The sequence below is a fragment of the Enorma burkinafasonensis genome (genome assembly GCF_902150035.1).
In the GTDB taxonomy this organism is placed as follows: Bacteria; Actinomycetota; Coriobacteriia; order Coriobacteriales; family Coriobacteriaceae; genus Enorma; species Enorma burkinafasonensis.
The window spans coordinates 18,592-42,038 of the sequence record NZ_LR597512.1 but is presented as its reverse complement, the minus strand read 5'-3'; the positions used below and the strand labels follow the sequence as shown (position 1 = coordinate 42,038).

General features: G+C 65.6%; 25 protein-coding genes, 3 tRNA genes and 1 riboswitch. Of the genes, 15 read left to right on the top strand and 13 right to left on the bottom strand.

Going from position 1 to position 23,447, the window contains the following annotated elements; translation table 11 throughout:
- Window positions 1-71: 71 nt before the first annotated feature.
- A complete protein-coding gene (rpsA, locus tag FS885_RS07565; RefSeq protein ID WP_144744451.1) occupies window positions 72-1,235 on the bottom strand; it encodes a 30S ribosomal protein S1 in 1,164 nt (387 codons plus the stop codon).
- A 352-nt stretch (window positions 1,236-1,587) separates the two neighbouring features.
- Between rpsA and FS885_RS07560 the strand changes: the two genes are divergently transcribed.
- Both FS885_RS07560 and FS885_RS07555 read left to right on the top strand, forming a co-directional pair.
- Window positions 1,588-2,373 carry an HAD family hydrolase gene (locus FS885_RS07560; RefSeq protein WP_144744450.1) on the top strand — a complete coding sequence of 262 codons (786 nt, stop codon included), beginning with the start codon at window positions 1,588-1,590 and terminating at the stop codon, window positions 2,371-2,373.
- A 117-nt stretch (window positions 2,374-2,490) separates the two neighbouring features.
- On the top strand, window positions 2,491-3,813 hold the full coding sequence (locus FS885_RS07555; protein WP_144744449.1) for an L-cysteine desulfidase family protein: 1,323 nt from the start codon (window positions 2,491-2,493) through the stop codon (window positions 3,811-3,813).
- A gap of 101 nt (window positions 3,814-3,914) precedes the next feature.
- Here the strand turns inward: FS885_RS07555 and FS885_RS07550 are convergent.
- Together FS885_RS07550 and FS885_RS07545 are read right to left on the bottom strand one after the other, a co-directional pair.
- A tRNA-Cys gene (locus tag FS885_RS07550) sits at window positions 3,915-3,988 on the bottom strand.
- A 41-nt stretch (window positions 3,989-4,029) separates the two neighbouring features.
- Window positions 4,030-4,105 (bottom strand) — tRNA-Gly (locus FS885_RS07545).
- A gap of 177 nt (window positions 4,106-4,282) precedes the next feature.
- On the opposite strand from FS885_RS07545, the gene FS885_RS07540 reads away from it, so the two are divergent.
- A complete protein-coding gene (locus tag FS885_RS07540) occupies window positions 4,283-5,209 on the top strand; it encodes a putative ABC transporter permease (RefSeq protein ID WP_246060858.1) in 927 nt (308 codons plus the stop codon).
- Window positions 5,210-5,283: 74 nt separating this feature from the next.
- Window positions 5,284-5,358, top strand: a tRNA-Val gene (locus FS885_RS07535).
- A 149-nt stretch (window positions 5,359-5,507) separates the two neighbouring features.
- Here FS885_RS07535 and FS885_RS07530 read toward each other — a convergent pair.
- The 6 genes from FS885_RS07530 to FS885_RS07505 all read right to left on the bottom strand — a co-directional run bounded on the left by FS885_RS07530 (window position 5,508) and on the right by FS885_RS07505 (window position 7,553).
- On the bottom strand, window positions 5,508-5,702 hold the full coding sequence (locus tag FS885_RS07530; protein ID WP_144744448.1) for a hypothetical protein: 195 nt from the start codon (window positions 5,700-5,702) through the stop codon (window positions 5,508-5,510).
- Window positions 5,703-5,754: 52 nt separating this feature from the next.
- Window positions 5,755-6,132, bottom strand: coding sequence for a fluoride efflux transporter CrcB (crcB, locus tag FS885_RS07525; protein WP_144744447.1), 378 nt, complete (start codon window positions 6,130-6,132; stop codon window positions 5,755-5,757).
- Window positions 6,133-6,162: 30 nt separating this feature from the next.
- Window positions 6,163-6,432, bottom strand: coding sequence for a type II toxin-antitoxin system RelE family toxin (locus FS885_RS07520; protein ID WP_144744446.1), 270 nt, complete (start codon window positions 6,430-6,432; stop codon window positions 6,163-6,165).
- The gene (relB, locus tag FS885_RS07515) at window positions 6,429-6,644 is read right to left on the bottom strand and encodes a type II toxin-antitoxin system RelB family antitoxin (protein WP_144744445.1); all 216 of its coding nucleotides are present in this window, start codon (window positions 6,642-6,644) and stop codon (window positions 6,429-6,431) included. The genes FS885_RS07520 and relB overlap by 4 nt, the downstream gene beginning before the upstream one ends.
- Before the next feature lie 353 nt (window positions 6,645-6,997).
- Window positions 6,998-7,249: a hypothetical protein gene (locus FS885_RS07510; RefSeq protein WP_144744444.1), complete on the bottom strand. Its 252-nt coding sequence runs from the start codon at window positions 7,247-7,249 to the stop codon at window positions 6,998-7,000.
- A gap of 118 nt (window positions 7,250-7,367) precedes the next feature.
- Window positions 7,368-7,553 carry a hypothetical protein gene (locus tag FS885_RS07505; protein WP_144744443.1) on the bottom strand — a complete coding sequence of 62 codons (186 nt, stop codon included), beginning with the start codon at window positions 7,551-7,553 and terminating at the stop codon, window positions 7,368-7,370.
- 327 nt (window positions 7,554-7,880) lie between these two features.
- Between FS885_RS07505 and FS885_RS09945 the strand changes: the two genes are divergently transcribed.
- The 7 genes from FS885_RS09945 to thiE all read left to right on the top strand — a co-directional run bounded on the left by FS885_RS09945 (window position 7,881) and on the right by thiE (window position 14,329).
- Window positions 7,881-8,045, top strand: coding sequence for a hypothetical protein (locus FS885_RS09945; protein WP_186365820.1), 165 nt, complete (start codon window positions 7,881-7,883; stop codon window positions 8,043-8,045).
- 853 nt (window positions 8,046-8,898) lie between these two features.
- Window positions 8,899-9,036 carry a hypothetical protein gene (locus FS885_RS09940; RefSeq protein ID WP_186365819.1) on the top strand — a complete coding sequence of 46 codons (138 nt, stop codon included), beginning with the start codon at window positions 8,899-8,901 and terminating at the stop codon, window positions 9,034-9,036.
- A 368-nt stretch (window positions 9,037-9,404) separates the two neighbouring features.
- Window positions 9,405-9,878, top strand: coding sequence for a Panacea domain-containing protein (locus FS885_RS07500; RefSeq protein ID WP_144744442.1), 474 nt, complete (start codon window positions 9,405-9,407; stop codon window positions 9,876-9,878).
- Window positions 9,868-10,827, top strand: a complete 960-nt coding sequence (locus tag FS885_RS07495) for a hypothetical protein (protein WP_144744441.1) — start codon at window positions 9,868-9,870, stop codon at window positions 10,825-10,827. The genes FS885_RS07500 and FS885_RS07495 overlap by 11 nt, the downstream gene beginning before the upstream one ends.
- A gap of 416 nt (window positions 10,828-11,243) precedes the next feature.
- Window positions 11,244-11,361: riboswitch (TPP riboswitch) on the top strand.
- Window positions 11,352-12,731 (top strand): phosphomethylpyrimidine synthase ThiC, encoded by a 1,380-nt coding sequence (gene thiC, locus FS885_RS07490; RefSeq protein WP_144744440.1) that lies wholly within the window; start codon window positions 11,352-11,354, stop codon window positions 12,729-12,731. It overlaps the preceding riboswitch by 10 nt.
- Before the next feature lie 70 nt (window positions 12,732-12,801).
- On the top strand, window positions 12,802-13,635 hold the full coding sequence (thiM, locus tag FS885_RS07485) for a hydroxyethylthiazole kinase (protein WP_144744439.1): 834 nt from the start codon (window positions 12,802-12,804) through the stop codon (window positions 13,633-13,635).
- 1 nt (window position 13,636) lies between these two features.
- A complete protein-coding gene (thiE, locus tag FS885_RS07480; RefSeq protein WP_144744438.1) occupies window positions 13,637-14,329 on the top strand; it encodes a thiamine phosphate synthase in 693 nt (230 codons plus the stop codon).
- Between the two features lie 196 nt (window positions 14,330-14,525).
- Here the strand turns inward: thiE and FS885_RS07475 are convergent, their stop codons facing one another.
- Complete coding sequence (locus tag FS885_RS07475; protein WP_144744437.1) at window positions 14,526-16,037, bottom strand: YfcC family protein; 1,512 nt, start codon at window positions 16,035-16,037, stop codon at window positions 14,526-14,528.
- A gap of 375 nt (window positions 16,038-16,412) precedes the next feature.
- Between FS885_RS07475 and thiD the strand changes: the two genes are divergently transcribed.
- On the top strand, window positions 16,413-17,228 hold the full coding sequence (gene thiD / locus FS885_RS07470) for a bifunctional hydroxymethylpyrimidine kinase/phosphomethylpyrimidine kinase (protein ID WP_144744436.1): 816 nt from the start codon (window positions 16,413-16,415) through the stop codon (window positions 17,226-17,228).
- Window positions 17,229-17,236: 8 nt separating this feature from the next.
- Here the strand turns inward: thiD and FS885_RS07465 are convergent, their stop codons facing one another.
- Window positions 17,237-17,743, bottom strand: a complete 507-nt coding sequence (locus FS885_RS07465; protein ID WP_144744435.1) for a hypothetical protein — start codon at window positions 17,741-17,743, stop codon at window positions 17,237-17,239.
- A 145-nt stretch (window positions 17,744-17,888) separates the two neighbouring features.
- Between FS885_RS07465 and FS885_RS07460 the strand changes: the two genes are divergently transcribed.
- A complete protein-coding gene (locus tag FS885_RS07460) occupies window positions 17,889-18,479 on the top strand; it encodes an HdeD family acid-resistance protein (protein ID WP_144744434.1) in 591 nt (196 codons plus the stop codon).
- A gap of 123 nt (window positions 18,480-18,602) precedes the next feature.
- Here FS885_RS07460 and FS885_RS07455 read toward each other — a convergent pair whose 3' ends face one another.
- Window positions 18,603-19,550, bottom strand: coding sequence for a TIGR02452 family protein (locus FS885_RS07455; protein ID WP_144744433.1), 948 nt, complete (start codon window positions 19,548-19,550; stop codon window positions 18,603-18,605).
- A 219-nt stretch (window positions 19,551-19,769) separates the two neighbouring features.
- On the opposite strand from FS885_RS07455, the gene nox reads away from it, so the two are divergent.
- Window positions 19,770-21,104 carry a H2O-forming NADH oxidase gene (nox, locus tag FS885_RS07450; RefSeq protein WP_144744432.1) on the top strand — a complete coding sequence of 445 codons (1,335 nt, stop codon included), beginning with the start codon at window positions 19,770-19,772 and terminating at the stop codon, window positions 21,102-21,104.
- A gap of 137 nt (window positions 21,105-21,241) precedes the next feature.
- Here the strand turns inward: nox and tgt are convergent, their stop codons facing one another.
- The gene (tgt, locus tag FS885_RS07445) at window positions 21,242-22,381 is read right to left on the bottom strand and encodes a tRNA guanosine(34) transglycosylase Tgt (RefSeq protein WP_144744431.1); all 1,140 of its coding nucleotides are present in this window, start codon (window positions 22,379-22,381) and stop codon (window positions 21,242-21,244) included.
- 258 nt (window positions 22,382-22,639) lie between these two features.
- On the opposite strand from tgt, the gene FS885_RS07440 reads away from it, so the two are divergent.
- Window positions 22,640-23,290, top strand: a complete 651-nt coding sequence (locus FS885_RS07440) for a lactate utilization protein (protein WP_144744430.1) — start codon at window positions 22,640-22,642, stop codon at window positions 23,288-23,290.
- Window positions 23,291-23,447 lie beyond the last annotated feature (157 nt).

The following is a 23,447-nucleotide window of genomic DNA, read 5'->3' as shown; positions in this document are numbered from 1 at the left end:
AGCCCCTCAAACGAACGAAGCCCCACCGCAACCGGCAGGGCTTCGATCAAGCGTCCTTGGGAAACGCGAGGCTACTCGGCGTCCTCGGCCTTCTCCTCGGGCTTCTCGAGCGGGGTGACCTCGATCTCGAAGCCGAGGGTCTCGGCGGCGGACTTCATCGAGAGGCTGATGCGGCGGCGGTCGAGGTCGATCTCCATGACCTTGACCTGCACCTTAGCGCCCACATGCGTGACCTGCGAGGGCTGGTCGACGTGCTGCTTGGCCATCTCGGAGATGTGCACCAGGCCCTCGATGCCATCGCCCAGGTCGACGAAGGCGCCGAACGGGACGAGCTTGGTGACGGTGCCCTCGACGATAGCACCCACGGGGTACTTCTTGACGAGTGCGCGCCACGGGTCCTCGGTGGTCTGCTTGAGGCCGAGCGAGATGCGCTCGCGGTTGAGGTCGACGTCGAGCACCTCGACCTCGATCTCCTGGCCCTGCTTGACGACCTCGGAGGGATGGTTGACGTGGTTCCAGGAGAGCTCGGAGATGTGCACCAGGCCGTCGATGCCGCCCAGGTCCACGAAGGCGCCGAAGTCCACGATGGAGGACACGGTGCCCTTGAGGCGCATGCCGGGCTTGAGCTTGGAGAGGATCTCGGAGCGCTCGGCCTTGCGGGACTCCTCGAGCACCACGCGGCGGGACAGGACCACGTTGTTGCGGTTGCGGTCCATCTCGATGACGCGGGCCTCGATGGAGGTGCCGAGGTAGCTGGAAAGGTCCTTCACGCGGCGCAGGTCGACGAGGGACGCGGGCAAGAAGCCGCGCAGGCCGATGTCGAGGATGAGACCGCCCTTGACGACCTCGATGACCTCGCCCTCGACGTTCTCGCCGGACTGGAACTTCTCCTCGATGCGGTTCCAGGCGTGCTCGTACTCGGCGCGCTTCTTGGAGAGCACGAGACGGCCGTCCTTGTCCTCCTTCTGGAGCACGAGCGCCTCGATCGGGTCACCGAGCGAGACGATCTCGGACGGATCGGCATCCTTGCGGATGGAGAGCTCGCGGACCGGGATGACGCCCTCGGACTTGAAGCCGATGTCGACAAGGACCTCGTCCTTCTCGATCTGAACGACGGTGCCGTTCACGAGATCGCCCTCATCGAAGTCGGTGATCGTGCCGTCGACGAGGCTGCTCATCTCCTCGTCGCTGACGTCATCTAGCGAGAAGATGGACGAGTTCTGAATCTCACTCAAAGGTGGACCCCTTTCGAAGTACGGGGCCCCGATTGCAAGGACCTTGCAGATGCACAGGGGTGGCCGGCTTGCGCCAATAACCCACGCACACCCTCTGGGAAACACTCGGGGGCCGACAGATACGTACGTGAGCGCGGTTGCGTTCACAGACCTATAGGTTACGTTGAACTGCTCTCGAATTCAAGGTCGACCGGTGTTTTTTTCAATGCGATTACCATATTTCCCGCTGGTGCCCCGCGCCGCGCGCCGCGAAGCTCCCCACCCCCGCGAAGGGCACCTTCGATTTTGGGTAGAAAGAGGTGAACGCGAGCGGGCGAGCCGCCCGCGTCCGGCTCTGACGAGGAGGTGCCAGGTGCTCAAAGCCGTTCTGTTCGATATGGACGACACGCTGCTCAGCATCAACCTGAGCGCCTTCATCGCCGTCTACGCGCGGGACGAGGCGCGCCTGCTCGGCGACATCGCGCGCATCAACCCGTTCTCGGCGTTCGCCGCCTTCGGCGGCGCGCTGCTCAGCCTCAACAACAACGCGCGCGATGACGGCGACGACCGCACCAACCTCGCCTTCTTCAACGACGCGATCAGACAGCGCACGGGCGTCCCCCTCGACGACCCGGTAATTGCCGACGCCTTCGCGTGCTACGAGCGCGACGTGCTCCCCCACCGCAACGACAGCATCATCGCCGCGCGACCGCGCCCGGGCGCGCACGAGGCCGTGGCCATGCTCGCGGACCGCGGCATCCGCATCGCGCTGCTCACCAACCCGAGCTTCAGCCGGGCCTGCATCGAGTGCCGCATGGGCTGGGGCGAGATGCTCGACATGCCGTTCGAGCTCGTGACCTCGATGGAGAACAGCACGCGCTGCAAGCCGAGCCCCCGTTACTACCTCGAGGCGCTCGCGGCGCTCGGCCTTGAGCCCGGGGAGGTTCTCATGGTCGGCAACGACCCCAAGCGCGACTTCCCCACGCCCGACTGCGGGATCCAGACCGCCTACGTGGGCTCGGGCAAGCCGGTGCGCGCCACCTGGTGCGGCTCCATGGCCGAGTTCGCGGAGCGCTTCGACGAGGTCGAGGAGCGCTTCTGCGAGCGGCAGGAGCGCGGGCTGCTCGACATCGTGCAGGACACCCATCGCGGGCGCTGAACGCCTGCCCGCGATTCCCCTCCATTACCCGACGCGCGATGGCGCCTGGAGGCGGAGTATGCATGTCGAGGCTAGAATTATGCACGAACACCGGCATCCGAGACCAGGAGCGTGCCCATGCCCAGCGAACCCCCGCTCTCCCCTGCAGAACGCGACGAGCTCTTCTGCGCCATCCTGAACCGCGAGCTCGTGTGCGCACTCGGCTGCACCGAGCCCATCGCCGTCGCCTACGCAGCGGCGCTCGCGCGCGAGACGCTGGGGCGCGAGCCCGAGCGCCTCGACCTCGCCTGCTCGGGCAACATCATCAAGAACGTGATGAGCGTGACGGTGCCCAACTCGGGCGGCATGCGCGGCATCGAGGCCGCGGCGACGCTGGGCTGCGTGGGCGGCGATGCGAAAAGCGCGCTCGAGGTGCTCGAGTCGCTCGACGACGCCGACCGCGCCCGTGCGCGCGAGCTGCTCGCGCAGCCGGGTTTCGCCCAGGTGACGCTCGCCGAGGGCGTGCCCAACCTTTATATCAAGGTTGTCGCGACCGCGGCGGGGCACCGCGCCGAGGTGGTCATCGCCGAGCACCACACCGATGTCGTCTACCGCGCGCTCGACGGCGCAGCGATCGAGGGCTCTGCCGAGGCGGCTGCCGCTGCCGAGGACGACAGCGAGCGCGCCAGCGAGGACGCGCGCCTCTCGCTCGAGGGCATCGTCGCCTTCGCGGACGAGGGCGACATCACGGCGGCACGCGATGTCCTCGCGCAGCAGATGGAGCTCAACGACGCCATCTCGCGGGAGGGGCTCGCCCATCCCTGGGGCGCCGAGGTGGGGCGCACGATCCTCTCCTCCTATCCCGACAGCGCGTCGTGCTGCGCCCGCGCGCGGGCGGCCGCCGGCTCGGACGCCCGCATGAGCGGGTGCGCGCTGCCGGTGGTCATCGTCTGCGGCTCGGGAAACCAGGGTATCACGGCGAGCCTGCCGGTCATGGAGTACGCCGAGCGGCTCGGCGTCGAGGGCGACCGGCTCCTGCGGGCCGCCGCGCTCTCCGACCTCGTGGCGATCCACGTGAAGAGCTACATCGGCGCGCTCTCGGCCTTCTGCGGGGCGGTCTGTGCCGCGTGCGGGGCCGGTGCCGCCATCACGTGGATGGCCGGCGGCACGCTCGAGCAGATCGGGGCGACCGTGGTGAACACCCTCGCCAACGTGGGCGGCATCGTCTGCGACGGCGCCAAGTCGAGCTGCGCCGCCAAGATCTCGGCCGCCGTCGACGCGGCGATCCTGGGCCACGACATGGCGATGGCCGGCCGCAGCTTCCGGGCGGGCGAGGGCCTGGTGCAGGACACCATCGAGGAGACCATCGCGAGCATGGGCTACGTGGGGCGCGTGGGCATGAAGCCCACCGACGTCGAGATCCTGAACATCATGATCGGCAAGACGGACGTGGACGGCTAGCGCAGGCGCGCCGCCGGGCCACCCTCACAGGTCCGCCCCCTGCGGGCGCATCCCCCATCGAACGCAAAAAGGGCACCGCGCGCGGTGCCCTTTCCTTGCGATGGAGGCGACGCCCAGATTCGAACTGGGGGTAAAGGCTTTGCAGGCCTCTGCCTTACCACTTGGCCACGTCGCCGATGAAAAAGGCCGAACTTGCATCCGGCCTTTGACATGCGATGGAGCGGACAACGGGGCTCGAACCCGCGACCCCAACCTTGGCAAGGTTGTGCTCTACCAACTGAGCCATGTCCGCTTGCGGGAAATAATATACGCGAGAACCCAACCGAGTGCAAGCCTGTTTTTGAAAAAAGTTCCGTGGGTACAATGATGCACGTGTGCCGCTCGGGTTTTCGCTGGTCATCGGCTGGACCCGCCTCTACACATCCTCGACATCTGCCGGGCAGGCCGCCCGCTTCCGATTGGACGCACCGTGCTGTTCACCATATCCATCGTCATCGTCGTGCTCTTCCTCATCGCGCGGCTCGTCACCGGGGCCGTCGCCCGCTACCAGGACTGGCGCGGGCAGGGCAAGGCGTTCAAGCGCATGCTCAAGCAGGGCCGCATCGACGCCGGCGTCTACGAGGACGCGATCTGGACGGAGAACGATAGCTTCGGGCGCAACAAGCTCCGCCCCAAGATCTCCAAGGCGCAGCGCAAGGTCATCCTCGCCGCCCGCCTCGAGCTCCGCGACGACTTCCTCAACGACCACAAGCCCGGCCTCTACCAATATATATTGCTGTTCCTCGTCGCCTCGGTCCTGGGCCTTTTGCTCGAGACCGTCTGGATGTACGTGCTCTACGGTGTGCTGGAGAGCCGGGTCGGCCTCGTCTGGGGACCGTTCTCGCCGCTCTACGGCTGCGGTGCGGTGCTCCTCACCGTCGTGCTCTGGCGCCTGCGCGACCAGCCGCTCTGGATGATCTTCCTCATCTCCGCGGCGCTCGGCGGCCTGCTCGAGCAGATCGCCGGCTGGAGCATGGAGACCGTCATGCACGCCTGGTCGTGGTCCTACCTCCACTTCCCCGACCACATCACGCAATGGGTCGCCTGGCGCTTCCTCATCGCCTGGGGCATCCTCGGCATCGTGTGGTGCAAGGCGATCATGCCCGAGCTGCTCTACCGCATCGGCGAGCCCACGCGGCGCGGCCAGGTGATCCTCGTGAGCCTCCTGAGTATCTTCATCGCGCTCGACATCGTCATGACGGTGGCGTGCTTCTACCGCTCGGGGCAGCGCCAGGAAGGCGTCCCGCCGCAGAACGCGTTCGAGGAGTACGTGGACCGCCATTTCGACGACCGCTTCATCGCCGACACCTTCCAGAACCTCAATTTCTCGAAGGACAAGCAGCCGCGGACGTCGTAGTTTTGAAAGTTCGGAAATTTGTCGTTGGCACGCGGGGGCGGTCATGGTAGTATAGCTATCGCTGAAAAGCACAAGGGCGTTTAGCTCAGGGGGAGAGCGCTTCCCTGACACGGAAGAGGTCACAAGTTCAAATCTTGTAACGCCCACCAAACTTTCGCAGCTCAGAGCATCTCCGCTCTGAGCTGTTTTGCTATCTGCCCATCAAAAGCCAGAAATCCCAGAGCGCAGCGCACATGCACTCCCAGGGGACGTCGCTCGACAGACAGGGTCGCAACTTGCACCGCTGGTCCGCGGACCCCTATTGCCGTGCCTCGAACCGACGCAGATCCCAGCCGCGGCGCTCGGCCTCGCGGACCAGCTCCTCGGCGGGCGCACGCTCGAGGTCGGAAAGATCCATGACCGCCCAGGGCGACGCGGCGAACATGGCGGAACCCGTATCGTCCATGAGCGCCGCGCGCAGGCGGTCGACGTCAATCAAGATCCGCTCCCCCATATGCTCCCCCTTAAGATCCCGTAGCAAATCGGCAGCCCACCACGCATGCGCCTTAGAACGCCGCGATTCTCATGCCCAAGCGCGATCCCAGCCACACGGCGACCAAACACGTCGCGACGTTGAGTGCGATGTTCAGCGCCGCCCCGCCGAGCTGGCCCACCTCGAGCATGCGGACCGTCTCGTTGGAGAAGGTCGAAAACGTCGAGAGACCTCCGCACAGGCCGACTGTGAGCAGCAGGCGCCATGGTTCGGGAAGCGGCACCACAGCATGCGCGCCGGTCACCGTGCCGATGATGAGGCCCGCGAGCACGTTGGCGACGAAGGTCCCCGCGGGGATGCCGGGCAGCCACGAGCCCAGAACGATGCCGATGCCCCAGCGCCCCAGGCTCCCCACCGCGCCGCCGATCGCGACGGCAAGAAACTCAGCCATGACCCCTCTTCCGTGATGCTTCCGATTGCCTCATGATTGGTAGACCTCGCGCCCGTGCCCGATCTCGAGCGCGTGAACGACGAGGGCGCCGTCCTCGATCCGGCATAGGATCCTGTACTTCCCGACCCGGTAGCGCCACATGCCGCTGTAGTTTCCCGTAAGGGACTTCCCATGGGCCCTGGGGTTCTCGCAACCCTCGAGGTTCCTGTCGACCCACTCGAGGATCATAGTGCGGTCGAACCGGTCCATCTTCCTCAGCGTCTTGGCGGCCCGCTTCGAGTACTCCACGCGCCAGCTCATCGCGCGAGCTCCTTCATGAGCTCGGCATGGCTCACGCGCTCGCCGTCATCCTCGCGTATCGCCTTCTCGAGGAGCGCCGTGTCGCACTCATCGTCGATGGCGTCCGCGATCGCGCGGCGCGCGAACTCGGAGAACGACTGCCCCGTGAACTCCGCGTACTTCTTCGCGATCGCCGCTTCCTCCTGGCTCATCCTAATCGTCATCGTGGCCATGGCAACCTCCCTAACGAATACAACGTATTCTCCGATATCTTACCCAAATGTGCCGAGTCGGTAGCCGTCGAGATCGAACATCTTCGGGTATCGCTTGCATGGTCCGTCGCGGCGGGTCGTTGCTATCCTAGGTTTCTCGAGCAGCGACATGATGATCTCGATGTATCGGCCTGCGCCACAATCGCCGTTCTCCATAGCTCCGTAAGAAAACATGCCCGAGATTCTGACCACTTCGGCATTATCTCGATAGTCGATGCCCAGCGCTTGCATCGCTCTTGAGTATCAACCACCATCCCAAAGCATCCCTCAGTGTGATTACCAGCCAGAATGCCACTGCCCCAACCTGCAACAAGTTAGTCTGGAATCTGGTCAATGAGCCTGAACCATTCCTCAGATGGGCCATACACTTCCGTAAAGCTCCCGTCAGTACCGATGAGGAGGATCGGGAGGGGCTCATCCGGAGCGTTCCCGTCCTTAGTGTCGTAGTACGGCACATAAAGCATGCCGTCTACCACACGCGTCGGCTCGTTCATGCCGATCTTGCAGGAGTGCTCGCCGCGCAGCTCCCGAAGCCTGTCGGATATGATTCCGGACATGCCTTCCATCAGCTCTCCTGCACCGCTTCCCTGATTAGGTCGGAAAACGGCTTGTCGTCAACCCTCACGCAGTACGCCCCGTTCTTCTGTTTGCTTGCCAGTTAGGGCGCTGCTGTTCCAAAACATATCACGCTCTGTATCCGAGTTCGCGTCTCGCATCGATGAGCTTTCTCTCCCATTGATCAATCTGCTTCTGCAGCTCGATTCGCAACGCCTGAGGAGCGTCCTCGCGAACGACCCATGCCGGGTCGCCCGCCCTATTGCCGTGCTCCACGTAAGGACTTCTCACAAAGTCTGGCATGGGAAATCTCATTTCATGCTCCTCATCTGGTCGTATTTCTAATTGTACAGCTCGGCAGCAACCGCTTTCGGCCTGTCGCTGCACACCGCCTCTCCGATGCGTTCCGAATTTGCCTGCCACACAGAATGCCATTGCCCCAAAACGAGCAAGACGTTATAGGCCAACCGAGCCCACACCCTGGGAATGGACGATAGATTCAGGTGGCCCGGTCCGACCGGGCAGCCCCGTTTGGAGGCTGTATAATGGGATATGGGCATATCGCCGCGGCGCTCGCGCTCGTCGCCTGCGCCATGGCGTTTATCATGGGCGTGCACATCGGACGGTCTATGAGGTGACTCGATGGAATACGTAATCGGATACGCAATAGTTATATTCGTCGTCGCGCTCCTGTTCGTCTACCCGCTATGGGGTGCTATATCGCTCGCCGTGACGTACTGGCGCGCCGCGAGGCTACGCGCGAAGATGCGCCGGATAGTCGACGCGTCGCACATCGACCGGGATTGATTGAGGAGACGGGCCCCGACCGGGGCCCGTTTTTTGTACCGTGCCGCCGAGTCCCACCGCGATGCGCGGCCGCGGGATACCGGGCCGCCGTGATGCGATATTCGACGCTTTAAGGCGGTTGCGCGACTGGATGCACCGGGCGTATGCGCACTCTCCCGTTTGATTGCCAACCAGAATGCCACTGCTCCAAAATGAGGACTCCAACTCGTCCGTAATGCACTTCGCGTTCTTCCACTGCGGTTGCTGCGGGGAGGAAGGCCCGAGCGGAGTTGGCGTCTCCAAGATGGCCGCGGTCTGAGACACGGCCACCGTGTGAAACTGCCGCGCGGAGCGGACGTGCCGCATGGTCGACTACAGTTGCGTGTTTTGCCGCTCGGAATGCGATGGACGCCACAAATACGATGATGAGCCCATTTTCTGCGAAAACTGAGGTGCTCGAATCGTTGAGGAGAATGCATAATCGACGTCACAGAGCTTCCGAACGATGAGGTCATGGAAATGGCCACGACCGAGATGCGCGAAAAGGTAAGGCGCACCATGGCGTACCTCCGCGAGGTCATGGTGAGTCTCATCGAAAGCACCGGCCAGAGCGCATACAGCTTCATACTCGCCCCGCACCCGTTCTGCGGGGGCATGACCTACATCCAGTACTGAGACTACCCCTTGGTTGGCGGCAAGGAAGCCCATGCGGTCTGTTCCGGCTGCCACACCTCAACATCAATAGTGTACCAGTCTGGGAGGACGACTCATCTCCTTGCTGGCGAGGGCATCAACAAGCCGCCGGTTATCGGGAAAGCCATCTCGAGCCGAAACCAGCTCGCAGACATCGAATCATCGGGATAGGTGAGCCGACATGACCATGACGAATGACGGGTGCAAGCACGTTGCTTCGACGCTGAGGGCGTATAACGGCAGGGACGCCGACGTCGACGCCATCGGCGAAATCATGGCCGTGATCATCGGCGCGGGTGACGTCGACGGGTGGTCATGACAGAAGGTTTTCACCCGCCTCACCGACCTCATCAGCCCAGGCGAGGGGCAGAACGCGCTCAGATGCGCCCCTCGATTCCGACCGAGGAACACGCGTGGACCACTCGGTGCTACCGGCGCTGGTTGAGGAGTTTTAAGACCAGCAGTACATGAAGAAAGATGCGCACTTGCTCCGATGGGACGTGGTGGCCACTGCATCCACGTGGCGCGCAGGGCAATCGGTAACGTGCAACGAAGGAGGGGCGTCCTTATGCGTTTCCCCAATTTGTCTTGGCTTCACATTGTAAAACACGAACATATGTACTATATTAATTGATGTGAGGAGATAACAAACTGCTATGATATGTGTCTGGAGAGGAGAGGCATCGCATGGGAAAGTCAACAGGAACGCCATATCGCGTGCGTCAAATCGCCCGATATGTCATAGACAAGTGCTATAAGGATCAGAAGCCCATCAGTAACTTGCAGTTGCAGAAGATGCTGTATTTTCTTCAGATTGTGTTTGCCAGGGTGTTTGGCGATCTTCTCTTTTCCGATCAGTTTGAGGCATGGCCGTACGGCCCGGTCATCCGGGAGATTTATATCGAGTTTTCCAACTACGGTGGAGCTCCGATAAGAGTTTCTTTTAACGACTCTGGTGCACAGATTGCCCCTGCGCATCGCGAGTTTATCGATGAGGGAATCGCTCTGTTGCGCGAGAAGTCTCCATGGGAGCTTGTTAGGATCTCCCATGCTAAAGGGTCTCCGTGGGATGAGGTTTACAACGTAAGAAATGAGCATAAGGGGATTATCCCGAACGAGATGATTCTCGCCGCTGCGACGGGGCCTCATCATGGAAGATAGGAAGTCCGATCAATATCCGGGGGCGGACGAGTTATTAAGATCCTTCTCCTCCGCCCTTCAATCGCTTGTCGACCAGTTTGGTGGAATAGATAAGCCGAATCTGAACATCCCTCAACTGAGTGAAGGCTGTGATGACGGAGAGCGAAGGAAGGCCTTACGTTCTCTTCTTAAGGAGATGGCAAGCGTCAGGCCGGAGGATGCTCTATCCGATGCAGATATCGATGCGACAATCGAGTTCTTCAACCGTCTATACGGCGGAACGCCAAAGTACCGGCACAGCTACGCGGATATCTGCGATACAATGTTTTCCCTCCTCGAGGAATCTGAGGAGCTGGACTGCGGAGTTCCTTATCAGGTAAACAGCCTTGCCGAGAATATCAACATCGTCTACGCGCGCATGACGGACGGCGGCGACGCACCCAGCACGCAGGCGGAAAGCGTCTTAAAGCTCTGCGACCATATAGAGCTCGAACGAACAAGATTGAGGCACTATGTAGAGCAGAGCAACCGAATCAGGGATTTCAACGAGAGGCGGAAGGAGCTCGAGAGGGACGCCGTCAACAATCGAAAGGAGCTTGAAGAGAAGTTTACCGATAAGGTCGATAGCATGCGAATGGAGTACATCGCCATCCTCGGCGTGTTCGCAGCCATAGTTCTGGCCTTCAACGGTGCCGTCGGATTCTCGACATCGTCCCTTTCCGCGCTTGGAACGGCGTCCGGGCTCAGAGCGCTGGTGTTCCTCACCGCGCTCGTCGGATTCGTCCTCATCGATGCCATCAGCATCCTGTTTGTCTTTCTCTGGAAGATGTCGTTCAACGGGAAGATCGAGATAGGCAATTGGCCCGTCAGGCTTTTAATTGGTTCCAATGCCGTCCTCGTTCTTATCATGATTCTATGCGCCGCGCTATCGCATCCATGCGTGAGGTCGTTCGTCGGTCTTCCTCATTAAGAAAGACGGCTGCTTCAGTTCTATTTCGAACTTTGATTCTTTGCCGCCCGGCTTCGGCCGGCGCTATTTCATGTCGTGGCCACCCGGCATCTCATCGTGCCCATACCAGAAGCGCATAACAGATGAGCACAATATATACATGGTATAATCGCAGGTAAACCCTGTGGGGTGGTGATTATAACGGAGGGCGAGTGCTTCGAGTCCGGCCACACGGCGCAGCACCTTTCGACGGATGGTTGGGCGACACTTGGCTGTTGTAACCGTGCTACGCAAGCCCGACCTGTCGTGCCATCCAGCTGCCGTGCATCACGAATCGAAACCGTAACATGAACGGACGCAAGAGCTCGAAATCGACCTCACGCGCCATTCGGGTTACGGTTTTACCTTACAGGTATGCCCAACGCGCTATAATCAGCCTCGACATAACGGGGAGCTTGCAGGATGGGACGGCAGGCTGAGAGGGGGCGGCGCCCGCCCCGACCCGCGGAACCTGATATGGGTAATGCCAACGAAGGGAGTGCGTCATGGATACGCAGCACGCGACCACCGCAACCGAATCACCGGGCACCGCGCCCACCCGCCCCGACGGAAGCCCGTGCGTCACACAGCTCGACTTCGCGCGCGCCGGCGTGATCACGCCCGCAATGCGCGCCGTCGCCGAGCGTGAGCATCGCGACCCGGAGTTCATCCGCGCAGGTGTCGCCGCCGGGCGCATCGCCATCCCGGCGAACATCCGCCACCTCGAGTACGGCCTCGAGCCGCGCGGCGTGGGCGAGGGCCTCTCGACCAAGGTGAACGTGAACCTCGGCATCTCGGGTGACGTCGCGGACGCCGACGTGGAATGGGAGAAGGTGCGCACGGCCGAGCGGTTCGGCGCCGACGCCATCATGGACCTGTCGAACTCCGGCAAGACGCGGTTCTTCCGCCAGGAGCTCGTGCAGAAGACCCCGCTCATGGTGGGCACCGTCCCCATGTACGACGCCATCGGCTACATGGAGAAGCCCCTCGTCAAGCTCACGGTCGACGACCTGCTGGAGGTCACGCGCGCGCATGCCGAGGACGGCGTTGACTTCCTCACCATCCACTGCGGCATCAACAAGAGCGTCGTCAAGACCTTCAAGGAGACCGGCCGCCTCATGAACATCGTCTCGCGCGGCGGGTCGCTGCTCTTCGGCTGGATGGAGGTTACCGGCAACGAGAACCCGTTCTACGAGTTCTACGACGAGATCCTGAAGATCTGCCACGAGTACGACGTGACCATCTCGCTCGGCGACTCGTGCCGCCCGGGCTGCCTCTTCGACGCGAACGACGCCGTGGAGACCGCCGAGATGATCGAGCTCGGCAAGCTCACCAAGCGCGCCTGGGACGCGGGCGTGCAGGTCATGATCGAGGGTCCGGGCCACATGCCCATCAACGAGATCGAGGCGAACGTGGCGCTCGAGAAGAGCCTCTGCCATGGCGCGCCCTACTATGTGCTGGGCCCGCTCGTCACGGACATCGGCGTGGGCTACGACCACATCACCGCGGCCATCGGCGGCGCGATCAGCGCGAGCGCGGGCGCGGACTTCCTCTGCTACGTGACCCCCGCCGAGCACCTGTGCCTGCCTGACGCGAAGGACGTGCTCGACGGCCTCATCGCTACGCGCATCGCCGCGCACGCCGCGGACATCGCCAAGGGCGTGCCCGGTGCGCAGGAGGCCGATAACCGCATGGGCGACGCGCGCCGGCGCCTCGCGTGGGATGAAATGTGGCAGTACGCGCTCGACCCCGTGACCTCGAGGGCGCGCTACGAGGCCTCCCCTGCCTCGACCGAGGGCACCTGCACCATGTGCGGCAAGATGTGCGCCGTGCGCACCGTGAACAAGGTGTTCGAGGGCACCACGATCGACCTCGACGCGGAGTAGACGCCACCCGAACCATCGACCCGCTACCTGAAACCAGATCCGACTCCCTACCTGAAAGGGGATTTCAACCATGGACAAGAACCTGCTCGGCGCCGCGCTCGACAACGTCCGCGCCACCACGCCGCTCGTGCACTGCATCACCAACTACGTCACGGTCAACGACTGCGCGAACGCCCTGCTCGCCTGCGGCGGCAGCCCCATCATGGCGGACGACATCGACGACGCCCCGGCGATCACCCGCATCTGCGGCGGCCTCGTGCTGAACATCGGCACCCTGAACGCCCGCACCATCGAGACCATGCACGCCGCGGGCAAGGTCGCCGGCGAGCTCGGCCACCCCATCGTGCTCGACCCGGTGGGCGCCGGCGCGAGCCAGCTGCGCACCGACACGGCGGCCGCCCTCATCGACGGGCTGCCCGTCACCGTGGTGCGCGGCAACATGAGCGAGATCAAGGCGCTCACCGGCGCCGCGGCGGCCACGCGCGGCGTCGACGCCAACCCCGACGACGCCGTGACCGAGGAGAACCTCGCCGAGGTCGCCGCCGTCGTGCGCGAGCTCGCCGGCAAGCTCGGCTGCATCGTCGCCGTCACCGGCGCGATCGACCTCGTGGCGACCGCCGAGCGCGCCGTCGCCGTGCGCAACGGCCGCGCCATCATGGGCAAGATCACCGGCACCGGCTGCATGCTCGACACCATCATCGCCGCCTACACCGTCGCGAACCCCGACCGCGCGCTCGAGGCGACCGTCGCCGCCATCGCCGGCTGGGGCCTTGCGGGCGAGGTCGCCGAAGGTCGCATGGGCGCGCTCGACGGCAACGCGAGCTTCCGCACCTACCTCATCGACGCCGCCTACAACATGACGGCCGCCCAGCTCATGGACGGCGCCTGCGTTGAGGAGCTCTAGCATGGCGGCCGACCGGGAGCAGGCGGCCGCGCCCGCGCGGCGCGGCGCCTGGGGCCCCGACGACATCCGCCGCGCCATGCGGCTCTACGCGGTCACGGACAGCGCCTGGCTGCGCGGGCGGACGCTCGCCGCGTGCGTGCAGGAGGCCGTAGACGCCGGCGCCACCTGCGTGCAGCTGCGCGAGAAGCACCTCGGCACCGATGCGATCGTCGAGCTCGCCGCCACCATCCTGCCCATCTGCCGCACCGCGCGCGTGCCCTTCCTCATCGACGACGACGTCGAGGCGGCGCGGCGCTCGGGCGCGGACGGCGTGCACGTGGGCCAGAGCGACGTCGCCTGCTCCGACGCCCGCCGCATCCTGGGGCCCGACGCGATCGTCGGCGTCTCCGCCCAGACGGTCGAGGAGGCGCGCGCGGCCGAGGCCGCCGGTGCCGACTACCTGGGCGTGGGGGCCCTCATCCCCACCCCGACCAAGCCCGACGCCGTCGACGTGACCAAAGACGAGCTCGCCCGCATCTGCCAGGCGGTCGAGATCCCCGTGGTGGGCATCGGCGGGCTGCATGCGGGCACGCTCGACGTGCTCGCGGGCACCGGCGTGGACGGCGCGGCGGTGGTCTCGGCCATCTTCGCCGCCGACGACATCCCGGCGGCCACGCGCGAGCTCTCGGACGCCCTCGACCGCGTGCTCCCCTAGGGTCGCGCGGGCCCGTTCGCACGCTCGTTGCGGTATTCGGTGCGAGTTTCGGCGGATGCGACAGAAGGGCGCCAAAACGGAAAATCGGCGGGCCTCTGACCTGCGGAAAAGAAAATGGGACTGACGGGTATTCCCGACAGTCCCATTTCTCACACCGAATACCGAAACGAGTTGCGCGAGGCAACCCGCAGGGCCCCTACAGAATCAAGAGGCCCGCGGTGGTGATGACCACGCTCGCGACGGCGATGGTCACGATGGGCACGAGCGCCCACTTGAGCCAGGTGGGGTACTGCACGCGGGCGAGCAGCAGGCCCGGCAGGAACACCGCCGTGGGGCTGAAGAGGTTCGCGAGACCGTTCGCCGCACAGAAGATGGCGATGATGACCTCGGGCGAGAAGCCGAGGTTCGCCGCCAGCGGCCCCAGGATGGGCATGGAGATGGTGGCAAGCGCCGACGTCGAGGTGATGACGACGGAAAGGCCCAGGTACACGAGGTAGCACAGCGGCCCGAAGATGAGCGCGCTCGTGCCGGCGAGCGCCGCGGAGGCGCCGTTCAGGATCACGATGTCGAGGCCGGTCTCGCCCATCAGGATCGAGATGGCGCGCGACAGGCCGACCATCAGCGCGACGCCGATCATGTCGGCGGCGCCCGAGAGGAACGCGTCCACGATCTCGTTCTCGCGCAGGCCGCCGAGCACGCCGATCACGATCGCCATGAGGAAGAACCAGATCGAGGCGTCGTTGAAGTACCACTCGCCCACCGGGTTGCCGGTGATGATGCCGCTCCAGGGCATGGTGGCCCAGACCTCCTCGGCCGCATCGTACACGCCGCCGGCGGTGAAGATGCTCACGCCGAAGTCCTCCCACGGGATGAAGCCGCAGATCATGACCACGAAGGACAGGCCGAACAGCGCGAGCGCGAGCTTGCGCTTGCCGGTGAACTCAAGCGTCTCGACCTTCTCGGTGGCCTCCTTGCCGTAGGCCTCCTCGGCCGCGGCCTGCTCCTGGAGCGACAGGATGGTCGAGCCCTTGTCGCGGCGCACGCGGTTGGCGTAGCGCAGGATGAAGAAGAGCGAGATGGCGTAGCTCACCACGGTAAGGATGAAGCCGAGCACGATGACGATGCCCTGGTTGGCCTCGATCCCCACGCTCGCGAGCGAGTCGATGGCCACACCCACGGCAAACGGGTTGACCGTGGAGCCCAGGCAGCCCACGCCGGCGCCCAGCAGCACCGTCGCGGCGGCGACCATGGTGTCGAAGCCCGCGGCGAACAGCGTCGCCGAGAGCAGCGCGTAGAACGGGATCGTCTCCTCGCAGAAGCCGTAGGTCGAGCCCAGCAGCGCGAAGATGGCCATGATCGCGGCGATGAGCACCGTCTCGTGGCCGTGGAGCGCGCGCACGAGCGCGGCGATGCCCGCGTCGAGGGCGCCCAGCCTGTTCACGATACCCAGGCAGCCGCCGAGGATGAGCAGGAACAGCGACACCTCGATGCCGTCGAGGAAGCCCATGACGGGCGACGCGAGGATGTCAGACAGCGACGCCGCAGTGACGCCGGGAAGCACCCGCGACAAAAAGACGGTCGCCACGCCGACGATGAGCGTGATGATGACGAGGATGGTGTAGGAGGAGATCATGACCTTCTGCTCGGCCTTGTTCCCCCCGTTCGACCCGAGCTCCTCAGGACTCGAGCCAGCTTGGTCTTGAGACATGCGTACTCCTTACCGCTGCGGACAAAGCGCGCATAATGGTAGCCCTTTTATGCATGAATTGAAACAGGACATGGGGATACAGGTTGGGACAATGCATCATACGGCGTCGATTACCTGCAAGAACACGCTCTTCAAGCTGCCATTGACGCGAGGGGCAGCACGCATCCGGGGCGAGAGGGGCGCATCGAGCCGGCAGGCGGCTCGCATCCGGGGCGACGCGGCGCCCGCGGGGAGTTCTGGCGATACGGAGAGGTCCGCGCGCCCTGCTTACCCGCGCGCGCAAACGGGTACAGCTACCCAAGCGGCCGCGACACGGCAGTCGGGCGAGGGGCCCGTCCCGCACCGCGGCCACGGCATCGGGGAAACGAGGTAACCATGAACGTCAAGACCGTGCCCGCCGTCCTGTCCATCGCCGGCTCCGACTCGAGCGGCGGGGCGGGCATCCAGGCAGACATCAAGACCATAACCGCCCACCGCCTGTACGCCGAGACCGCGATCACCGGGCTCACGGCGCAGAACACCCTCGGCGTGCGCGCCGTGCTGGACGCGACGCCGGAGTTCGTCGCCGATGAGATCGACGCGGTCTTCGAGGACATCCCGCCGGCGGCGGTCAAGATCGGCATGGTGTCCTCCGCCGCCATCATCGAGGCCATCGCCGAGCGGCTCGCCCATTGGGAGGCGAGCGACATCGTGGTCGACCCCGTGATGGTCGCGACCTCGGGCGCGCGCCTCATCGACGAGGACGCGGTGTCGGCGCTCACCGGGCGCCTCTTCCCGCTCGCCCGCGTCATCACGCCCAACATCAAGGAGGCCGAGGCGCTCGTGGGGCACGCGATCGAATCGTCGCACGACCAGGAGACGGTCGCCGCCGAGCTGGCGCGCCGCTATGGGTGCGCCGTCCTCGTCAAGGGCGGCCACAACGTGAACGACGCCAACGACGTGCTCGCCGAGCCCGTCGCGAACGAGTGCGACGCCCCGCGCATCACGTGGTTCCGCCATGCGCGCGTCGAGACCGAGAACACCCACGGCACCGGCTGCACGCTCTCCTCGGCGATCGCCTGCGCGCTCGCGCAGGGGCGCACGCTGCCCGAGGCCATCAACCAGGCGAAGGAGTACCTCACGGGCGCGCTAGCCGCCGGGCTCGACCTCGGCCACGGCTCCGGCCCCGTGAACCACATGTGGGCCTACTGAGGGAGCCCTCAAGCGGACCGGGCGGCCTCCAGCTCCGCGCGCAGCGCGCGGCCGAGGAGCACGAGGCAGGCCACGAGCGGCACCGCGAGCACCAGGTGGAGCACGGCGAGCGGCACCGCCGTCTCGAACGGCAGCAGCTGCACGGGGAACATGCAGCGGGCCTGATCGACCGCGACCATGGCCACGGGGACGAGCAGCGCGCTCGACGCCAGGATGATCAGCGAGAGAATGAAGACGAAGAGCCAGATGATCGACCGCACACTCGCGTAGCGGGCGCGGGTGATGGGGCGAGCGCTCCAGCCGTCCGCCCCGCGGGCGAGAAGCGCATCTCGAACGAAGCACCTGATGTTTGCGCGTACCGCGATGTAGAAAACGACCATGATGAACAGCGAGACCGCATCGAAGAGCGCGAAGAGCCCGATCCCCGGGTCGAGCACCGCGATGGCGGTCCGCACCACCGCCAGGACGACCGCGCCCGCAAGGCTCCTCCTGCACGGGTCACCCGAACCTGTCATCTCCACCGCCCCCTCGCCCGCCCGGGCCTTAAGCGAAACGTCACATTGTCTCCAGTCTAGCGCAGCGCGTCCCGGGTAGAAGAGATATAGCAACGTGCTCCTGACCGGTCCGCGGTCGGGAGCTTTTCTCTAGGGAGGCCTCGTCATGAGCAGCTTCGATCCCGATCGCGACTACATCGAGGAGTACATAGACCACTGGAACAAGGAGGTGGGGCGCGCCAAGGCGTGGATGGTCGTCCTGGGCGTCGTTCTCGTGCTCGCCGGCATCGCCGCGGCGGTATCGCCCATGAGCATGTACGCCGTCATCCAGGGCGTCACCGCGACGGTGCTCATCGCGCACGGTATCACGCAGATCGTCGGCCACTTCCAGACACCCGAGTTCTTCCGCAGCGGCGTCTCGGTGGCGTCGGGCATCTTGAACGCGCTGCTCGGCATCATGCTGCTCGCGCTGCCCGCGCTCTTCACCGCCGGCACGCTCGTCTTCCTCTTCGCCTTCCTGCTCATCCTGAGCGGCATCGAGCGCATGACGTTCGCCCGTCAGCTGAGCTACTACCGGATCCCCGCCTCGTCGGCCGGGACGGCGACCGGCGTCCTCAACATCGTCTTGGGCGTGATCTTCCTGTTCGCGCCGCTCATGGCGAGCCTCACGCTCGTGTACCTGATCGCGGGCTACCTCATCGTCGCCGGCGTCACGCTCATCGCCGAGAGCATCGCCATCAAGCGCATCGAGCGCTAGAGACGAGCCGCTCCAAGCGCCGCCCGCCGGTGTTGCCGCGGCACAGATAAGGGCCCGCACGGAAGCTGTCCCGCGCGGGCCCCTGTCATGCCGGGAGATGCCCCGCCCCGTGACGGGCCGGTATCAGAGGTACTTCCGCCAGTCGTCCTCGTCCTCGTCGTCGTCCGCCTGCGCCCCGCGCGCGGACTCCTCCGCCGCCTTCGCCGCGGCGGCCGCCCGGGCGGCGTCGGCGTAGGTCGTCGCCGGCGCGTCGGGGAAGGCGCTGAACGCGTGCTCGAACTTGGCGAGGTTCTCGTCGTAGCGCGTGCGCGGGATGGCGAACACGGCCTGCTTGACGCAGTGCGCGCCGCGGGCGAGCTCCGCGCGGAACAGCTCGGCGACGAGCTCCGCATCCCACCCGAAGACGCCGCAGCCGTAGGCGCCGAGCACGATCTTCTCGCGCCCGAGGGCGTCGGCGATGTCGAGCACGAAGCGGATGCGGTCGCGCATGGCCGCCTCGAGCGTGGCGTCGGCCACGCGGTACTCCTCGCGGGCGCGGCGGGCGTTGGGCGCGGCCGCCACGATCACGTCGGCGTAGGCGTGCATCTTGCCGCGCTCGAAGCGCACGGCCGGCACGACGAGCGCGCGCTCGCGGTAGAGCTCGCAGTTGATGTTGCGGCGGCGGTTCTCGCCGTACCAGTCGCGCTGGCCGTCCAGGACGTTGTAGAGGTACGACTCGGTGCAGAGCGCCTCCTCTTGGGCGAGGCCCCCGCGGATGTAGCCGCCGCCGGGGTTCACGAACGAGGCGAAGTCGAGCACCGCGAGGTCGCAGAACTGCGCATAGCCGCGGCCGTGCTCCAGCACCGCGGCGACGGCGTCCTGCGCCGCGACCTTGACCTCGGGCACGCAGGGCTCGGCGACCTCGGCCTTGGGGTCGCCCTCGAAGCTGGCCACGCCCGCGCTCGAGCGCTCGATATCCCGGGCCAGGCGCTCCGCCACCTCGGCGGTGTGGCGCTCGGCGGCGGCGCGGCGCGCGTCGCGCCGCGGGTTCGATCGGTTTCCGGAGGCGTTGCGGTTCTCTCGATGGTCCATGTGATCACCCTCGCATCGATGTCGCGTTGAGCTCGGCTACCAGACGAGTATAGGCCATCTGCCGCGGCCCGCTCGCGAGCAATCGCCGAGCGCATGCGGGGAATCCCGGCGCGCGGATCGCCGCGCCTGAGAGACGCCGCCATGCGGTCCGTCCATAAATGCTACACTGTTACTGTCAGTTTCTGCCACCCCCACCGCGTGGGGAGCGAAGGAGGAGCCATGCGCGTCGTCATCGTCGGAACCAACCATGCGGGTATCGCCGCGGCCAACACCCTGCTCGACAACTACCCGGAGGCCGAGGTCGTCATGATCGACCGCAACTCGAACCTGAGCTACCTCGGGTGCGGCACGGCGCTCTGGGTGGGCCGCCAGATCGATTCATACCAGAACCTCTTCTACACCAGCAGGGAGGCGTTCGAGGCCAAGGGCGCGAAGATCTTCATGGAGACGAGCGTGACGGGTATCGACTTCACCGCCAAGACGGTGAGCTGCGAGCCCCTTGTGGGCGCACCGTTCACGGTCGCCTACGACAAGCTCATCCTGGCGACCGGCTCGCTGCCCATCGCGCCCAAGATCCCCGGCAACGACCTTGCGGGCATCAGCTTCCTCAAGCTCTTCCAGGAGGGCCAGGAGGTCGACCGACAGGTCAGCGATCCCAAAGTCGACACCGTCGCCGTCATCGGCGCGGGCTACATCGGCGTCGAGATCGCCGAGGCGGCGCACCGGCGCGGCAAGCGCGTGCGCCTCTTCGACATCGCCCCGACCTCGCTCGCGAGCTACTACGACCCCTCGTTCGCCCACCTCATGGACGAGCGCCTCGAGCGCAACGGCATCGAGTGCCATTTCGGGGAGGGCGTCGAGGAGTACATCGGCGACGAAGACGGCCACGTGCGGGCCGTCAGGACCTCGCGCGACACCTACCCTGCCGACCTGGTCGTGAACGCCATCGGCTTCGTACCCAACACCGAGCTCGGCCGCGATGCGCTCGAGCTCGGCGCGAAGGGCGCGTACCGCGTCGACAGGCACCAGCAGACGAGCATCGAGGACGTGTACGCCATCGGTGACTGCGCGACCATCTATTCCAATGCCCTGCGCGCCGAAACCTACATCGCCCTCGCCACGAACGCCGTGCGCTCCGGCATCGTCGCCGGCCACAACGCGGGCGGGACGCCGCTCGAGGCCGCGGGGGTGCAGGGCTCGAACGCCATCTCCGTGTACGGGCTCAACCTCGTCTCGACCGGGCTCTCCGTCGCGGCGGCCGAGCGGGCGGGCCTCGAGGTGCTGCACACCGACTTCGAGGACCTGCAGCGCCCCGCCTTCATGCGCGAGAACGGAGAGGTGAAGATCCGCATCGTCTACGAGCGCGGCAGCCGCCGCATCGTGGGCGCCCAGCTCGCGAGCGAGCTCGATGTGTCGCCCACGATCCACCTGTTCTCGCTCGCCATCGAGGTCGGCTACACCATCGACCAGCTGAAGCTCCTCGACATCTTCTTCCTGCCCCACTTCAACCAGCCGTACAACTACATCACCATGGCGGCGCTCGGGGCCGAGTAGCCAAGACGGGCCGCGGGCGGGCGCCCGTCCCAGAGGGTCACCCGGGAAGCGAGGGCGGGCGCCGGCTGGAGGGTCCAGCACGGCGCCCGCCCCGTTTGCCGGGGCTCGGTACCGCCGCGCCGAGCCCGCCCCGCACGCTAGTAATCGGCGGCTGCCGGCGAGTCCATCCAGGCGCGCACGAACGCGCCGTAGGTCCCCTCGATGATCGAGCGGCGCGCGCGGCGCATGAGGTCGAGCAGGTAGAAGATGTTGTGCATGGAGAGCAGGATGCCGCCGAGCATCTCCTTCTGCGCGACCATGTGCCGGATGTGCGCACGGGTGTAGCCCCCGGTGCACACCGGGCAGGCGCACCGCTCGTCGATGGGGCGCGGGTCGCGGGCGAAGCGGGCGTTGCGGAAGTTCAGCCGTCCCTCGCTCGAGAAGGCCGTGCCCATGCGGCCGGTACGGGTGGGCAGCACGCAGTCGAACATGTCTATTCCGCACGCCACGCCGCGCACGAGCGTGGTGGGGTTGCCCACGCCCATGAGGTAGCGGGGTTTGCTCCGCGGCATGTACTCGGCGGCGAGCGGCTCGAGCGTCTCGAACATGACCTCGTGGCTCTCCCCCACCGAGTACCCGCCGATGCCATAGCCCGGGAAGTCGCCCATGTCCTCCAGGCGCTCGAGGCTCCTGACGCGCAAATCGAGGTGCATACCGCCCTGCACGATGCCGAAGAGCGCCTGGTCGGGGCGGGTATGCGCGCGATAGCAGCGCTCGGCCCAGCGGCTCGAGAGGTCCATGGCGCGCTCGACGTCGCGCCGCTCGGCGGGGTAGCCGATGCACTGGTCGAGCTGCATGCAGATGTCGCTGCCGAGCTTCTGGGCGATGGCCATGTTGTCCTCGGGGCTCCAGAACACGTGGCTGCCGTCGTAATCGGTCGCGATGAAGCGCACGCCCTTGTCGGACAGCTTGACGGCGTCCGAGTGGCTGAAGATTTGAAAGCCGCCCGAGTCGGTCAGGATGGGGCCGTGCCAGTTCATGAAATCATGCAGGCCGCCCATCTCGGCGATGAGGTCGGCGCCGGGGCGCATGGCGAGATGGTAAGTGTTGGAGAGCACGATCTGGGCGCCCAGGTCGCGCACGGTCTCCCAGGGCACGCCCTTCACCGTGGCGCGCGTGCCCACGGGCATGAAGATCGGGGTCTCGATGTCGCCATGCGGCGTATGGAGCATGCCGGCGCGGGCGTGGGTCGAGGAGTCCTCGGCGACGATGTCGTAGGTGAAGAGGGACTGGTCCATGGGGCACCTTCCTCGTTTGGCTGGCGTTGATGCGGCGGCGGTCGTGGATGGGCCCGGTCGCCCGAGACCCCGCCCCGCCGCGGCGATACGCCATCATACCAGATGCCGACCTTCTTTCGGCATGCTCCAGAGGCCCGCGCGCCCGCTCCACGTCGCAGCCGGCATGGGCGCCTTACGGATTGGTTATCACGCGCCGCGCAGCAGCCCCGCTCGCGGGCATGCGCTACCATAAGGGCATCATCGTCGAAGGGAGAACCCATGGCCCAGCTCACCGACACCGTCCGCGCCGCGTACGCGATGACCGCCCAGACCGTCATCAAGAACCTCGGCCACCACGGGATGGAGGGCTACTTCTGCCCCTCGAGCGCCGAAGCCGTCGAGCTCGTCCGCTCCTGGATGGCCGAGGACGACTCCGTCACCTGGGGCGGGACCGAGACCTTCAAGGAGACCGGCATGAAAGCGGCGCTCGACGAGGCCGGCATCTACCGTATGCTCGACCGCACGACGGCGACCACGCCCGAGGAGAAGCGCGCGATGTGGCGCGACCGCGTCTGCGCCGACTGGTTCTTCATGAGCACGAACGCTCTCACCGTGAACGGCGAGCTCGTGAACATCGACGGCAACAGCGACCGCCTGTCGCTGCTGCTGCACGGCCCCGAGCACGTCGTGGTGCTCGTCGGCATGAACAAGCTCGTCGCCGACGTCGAGGCCGGCTTCAAGCGCATCCGCACCATCACCTGCCCGCTCAACGCCGCGCGTCTGCACACCGGCACCCCCTGCGAGCTCACGGGGACCTGCGCCGAGTGCCGCGCCAAGAGCTGCATGTGCTGCCAGATGGTCGTGACCCGCCACTCGCGCCACGAGGGCCGCATCAAGGTCGTCCTCATCGGCGAGGAGCTCGGCTACTAGAGCCGGCTGCACAGACGCCGCATACGCTGCGGGCGCATCGATCCTCTGGGTGTCGGTGCGCCCGCTTTCTCCGGCGGTGCGGGACGCGCATGACGAGGGGCGGTGCGCTTACGCGTCACCGCCCCTCCGGCGTGTCTATTACGGTGGACTCACCCCA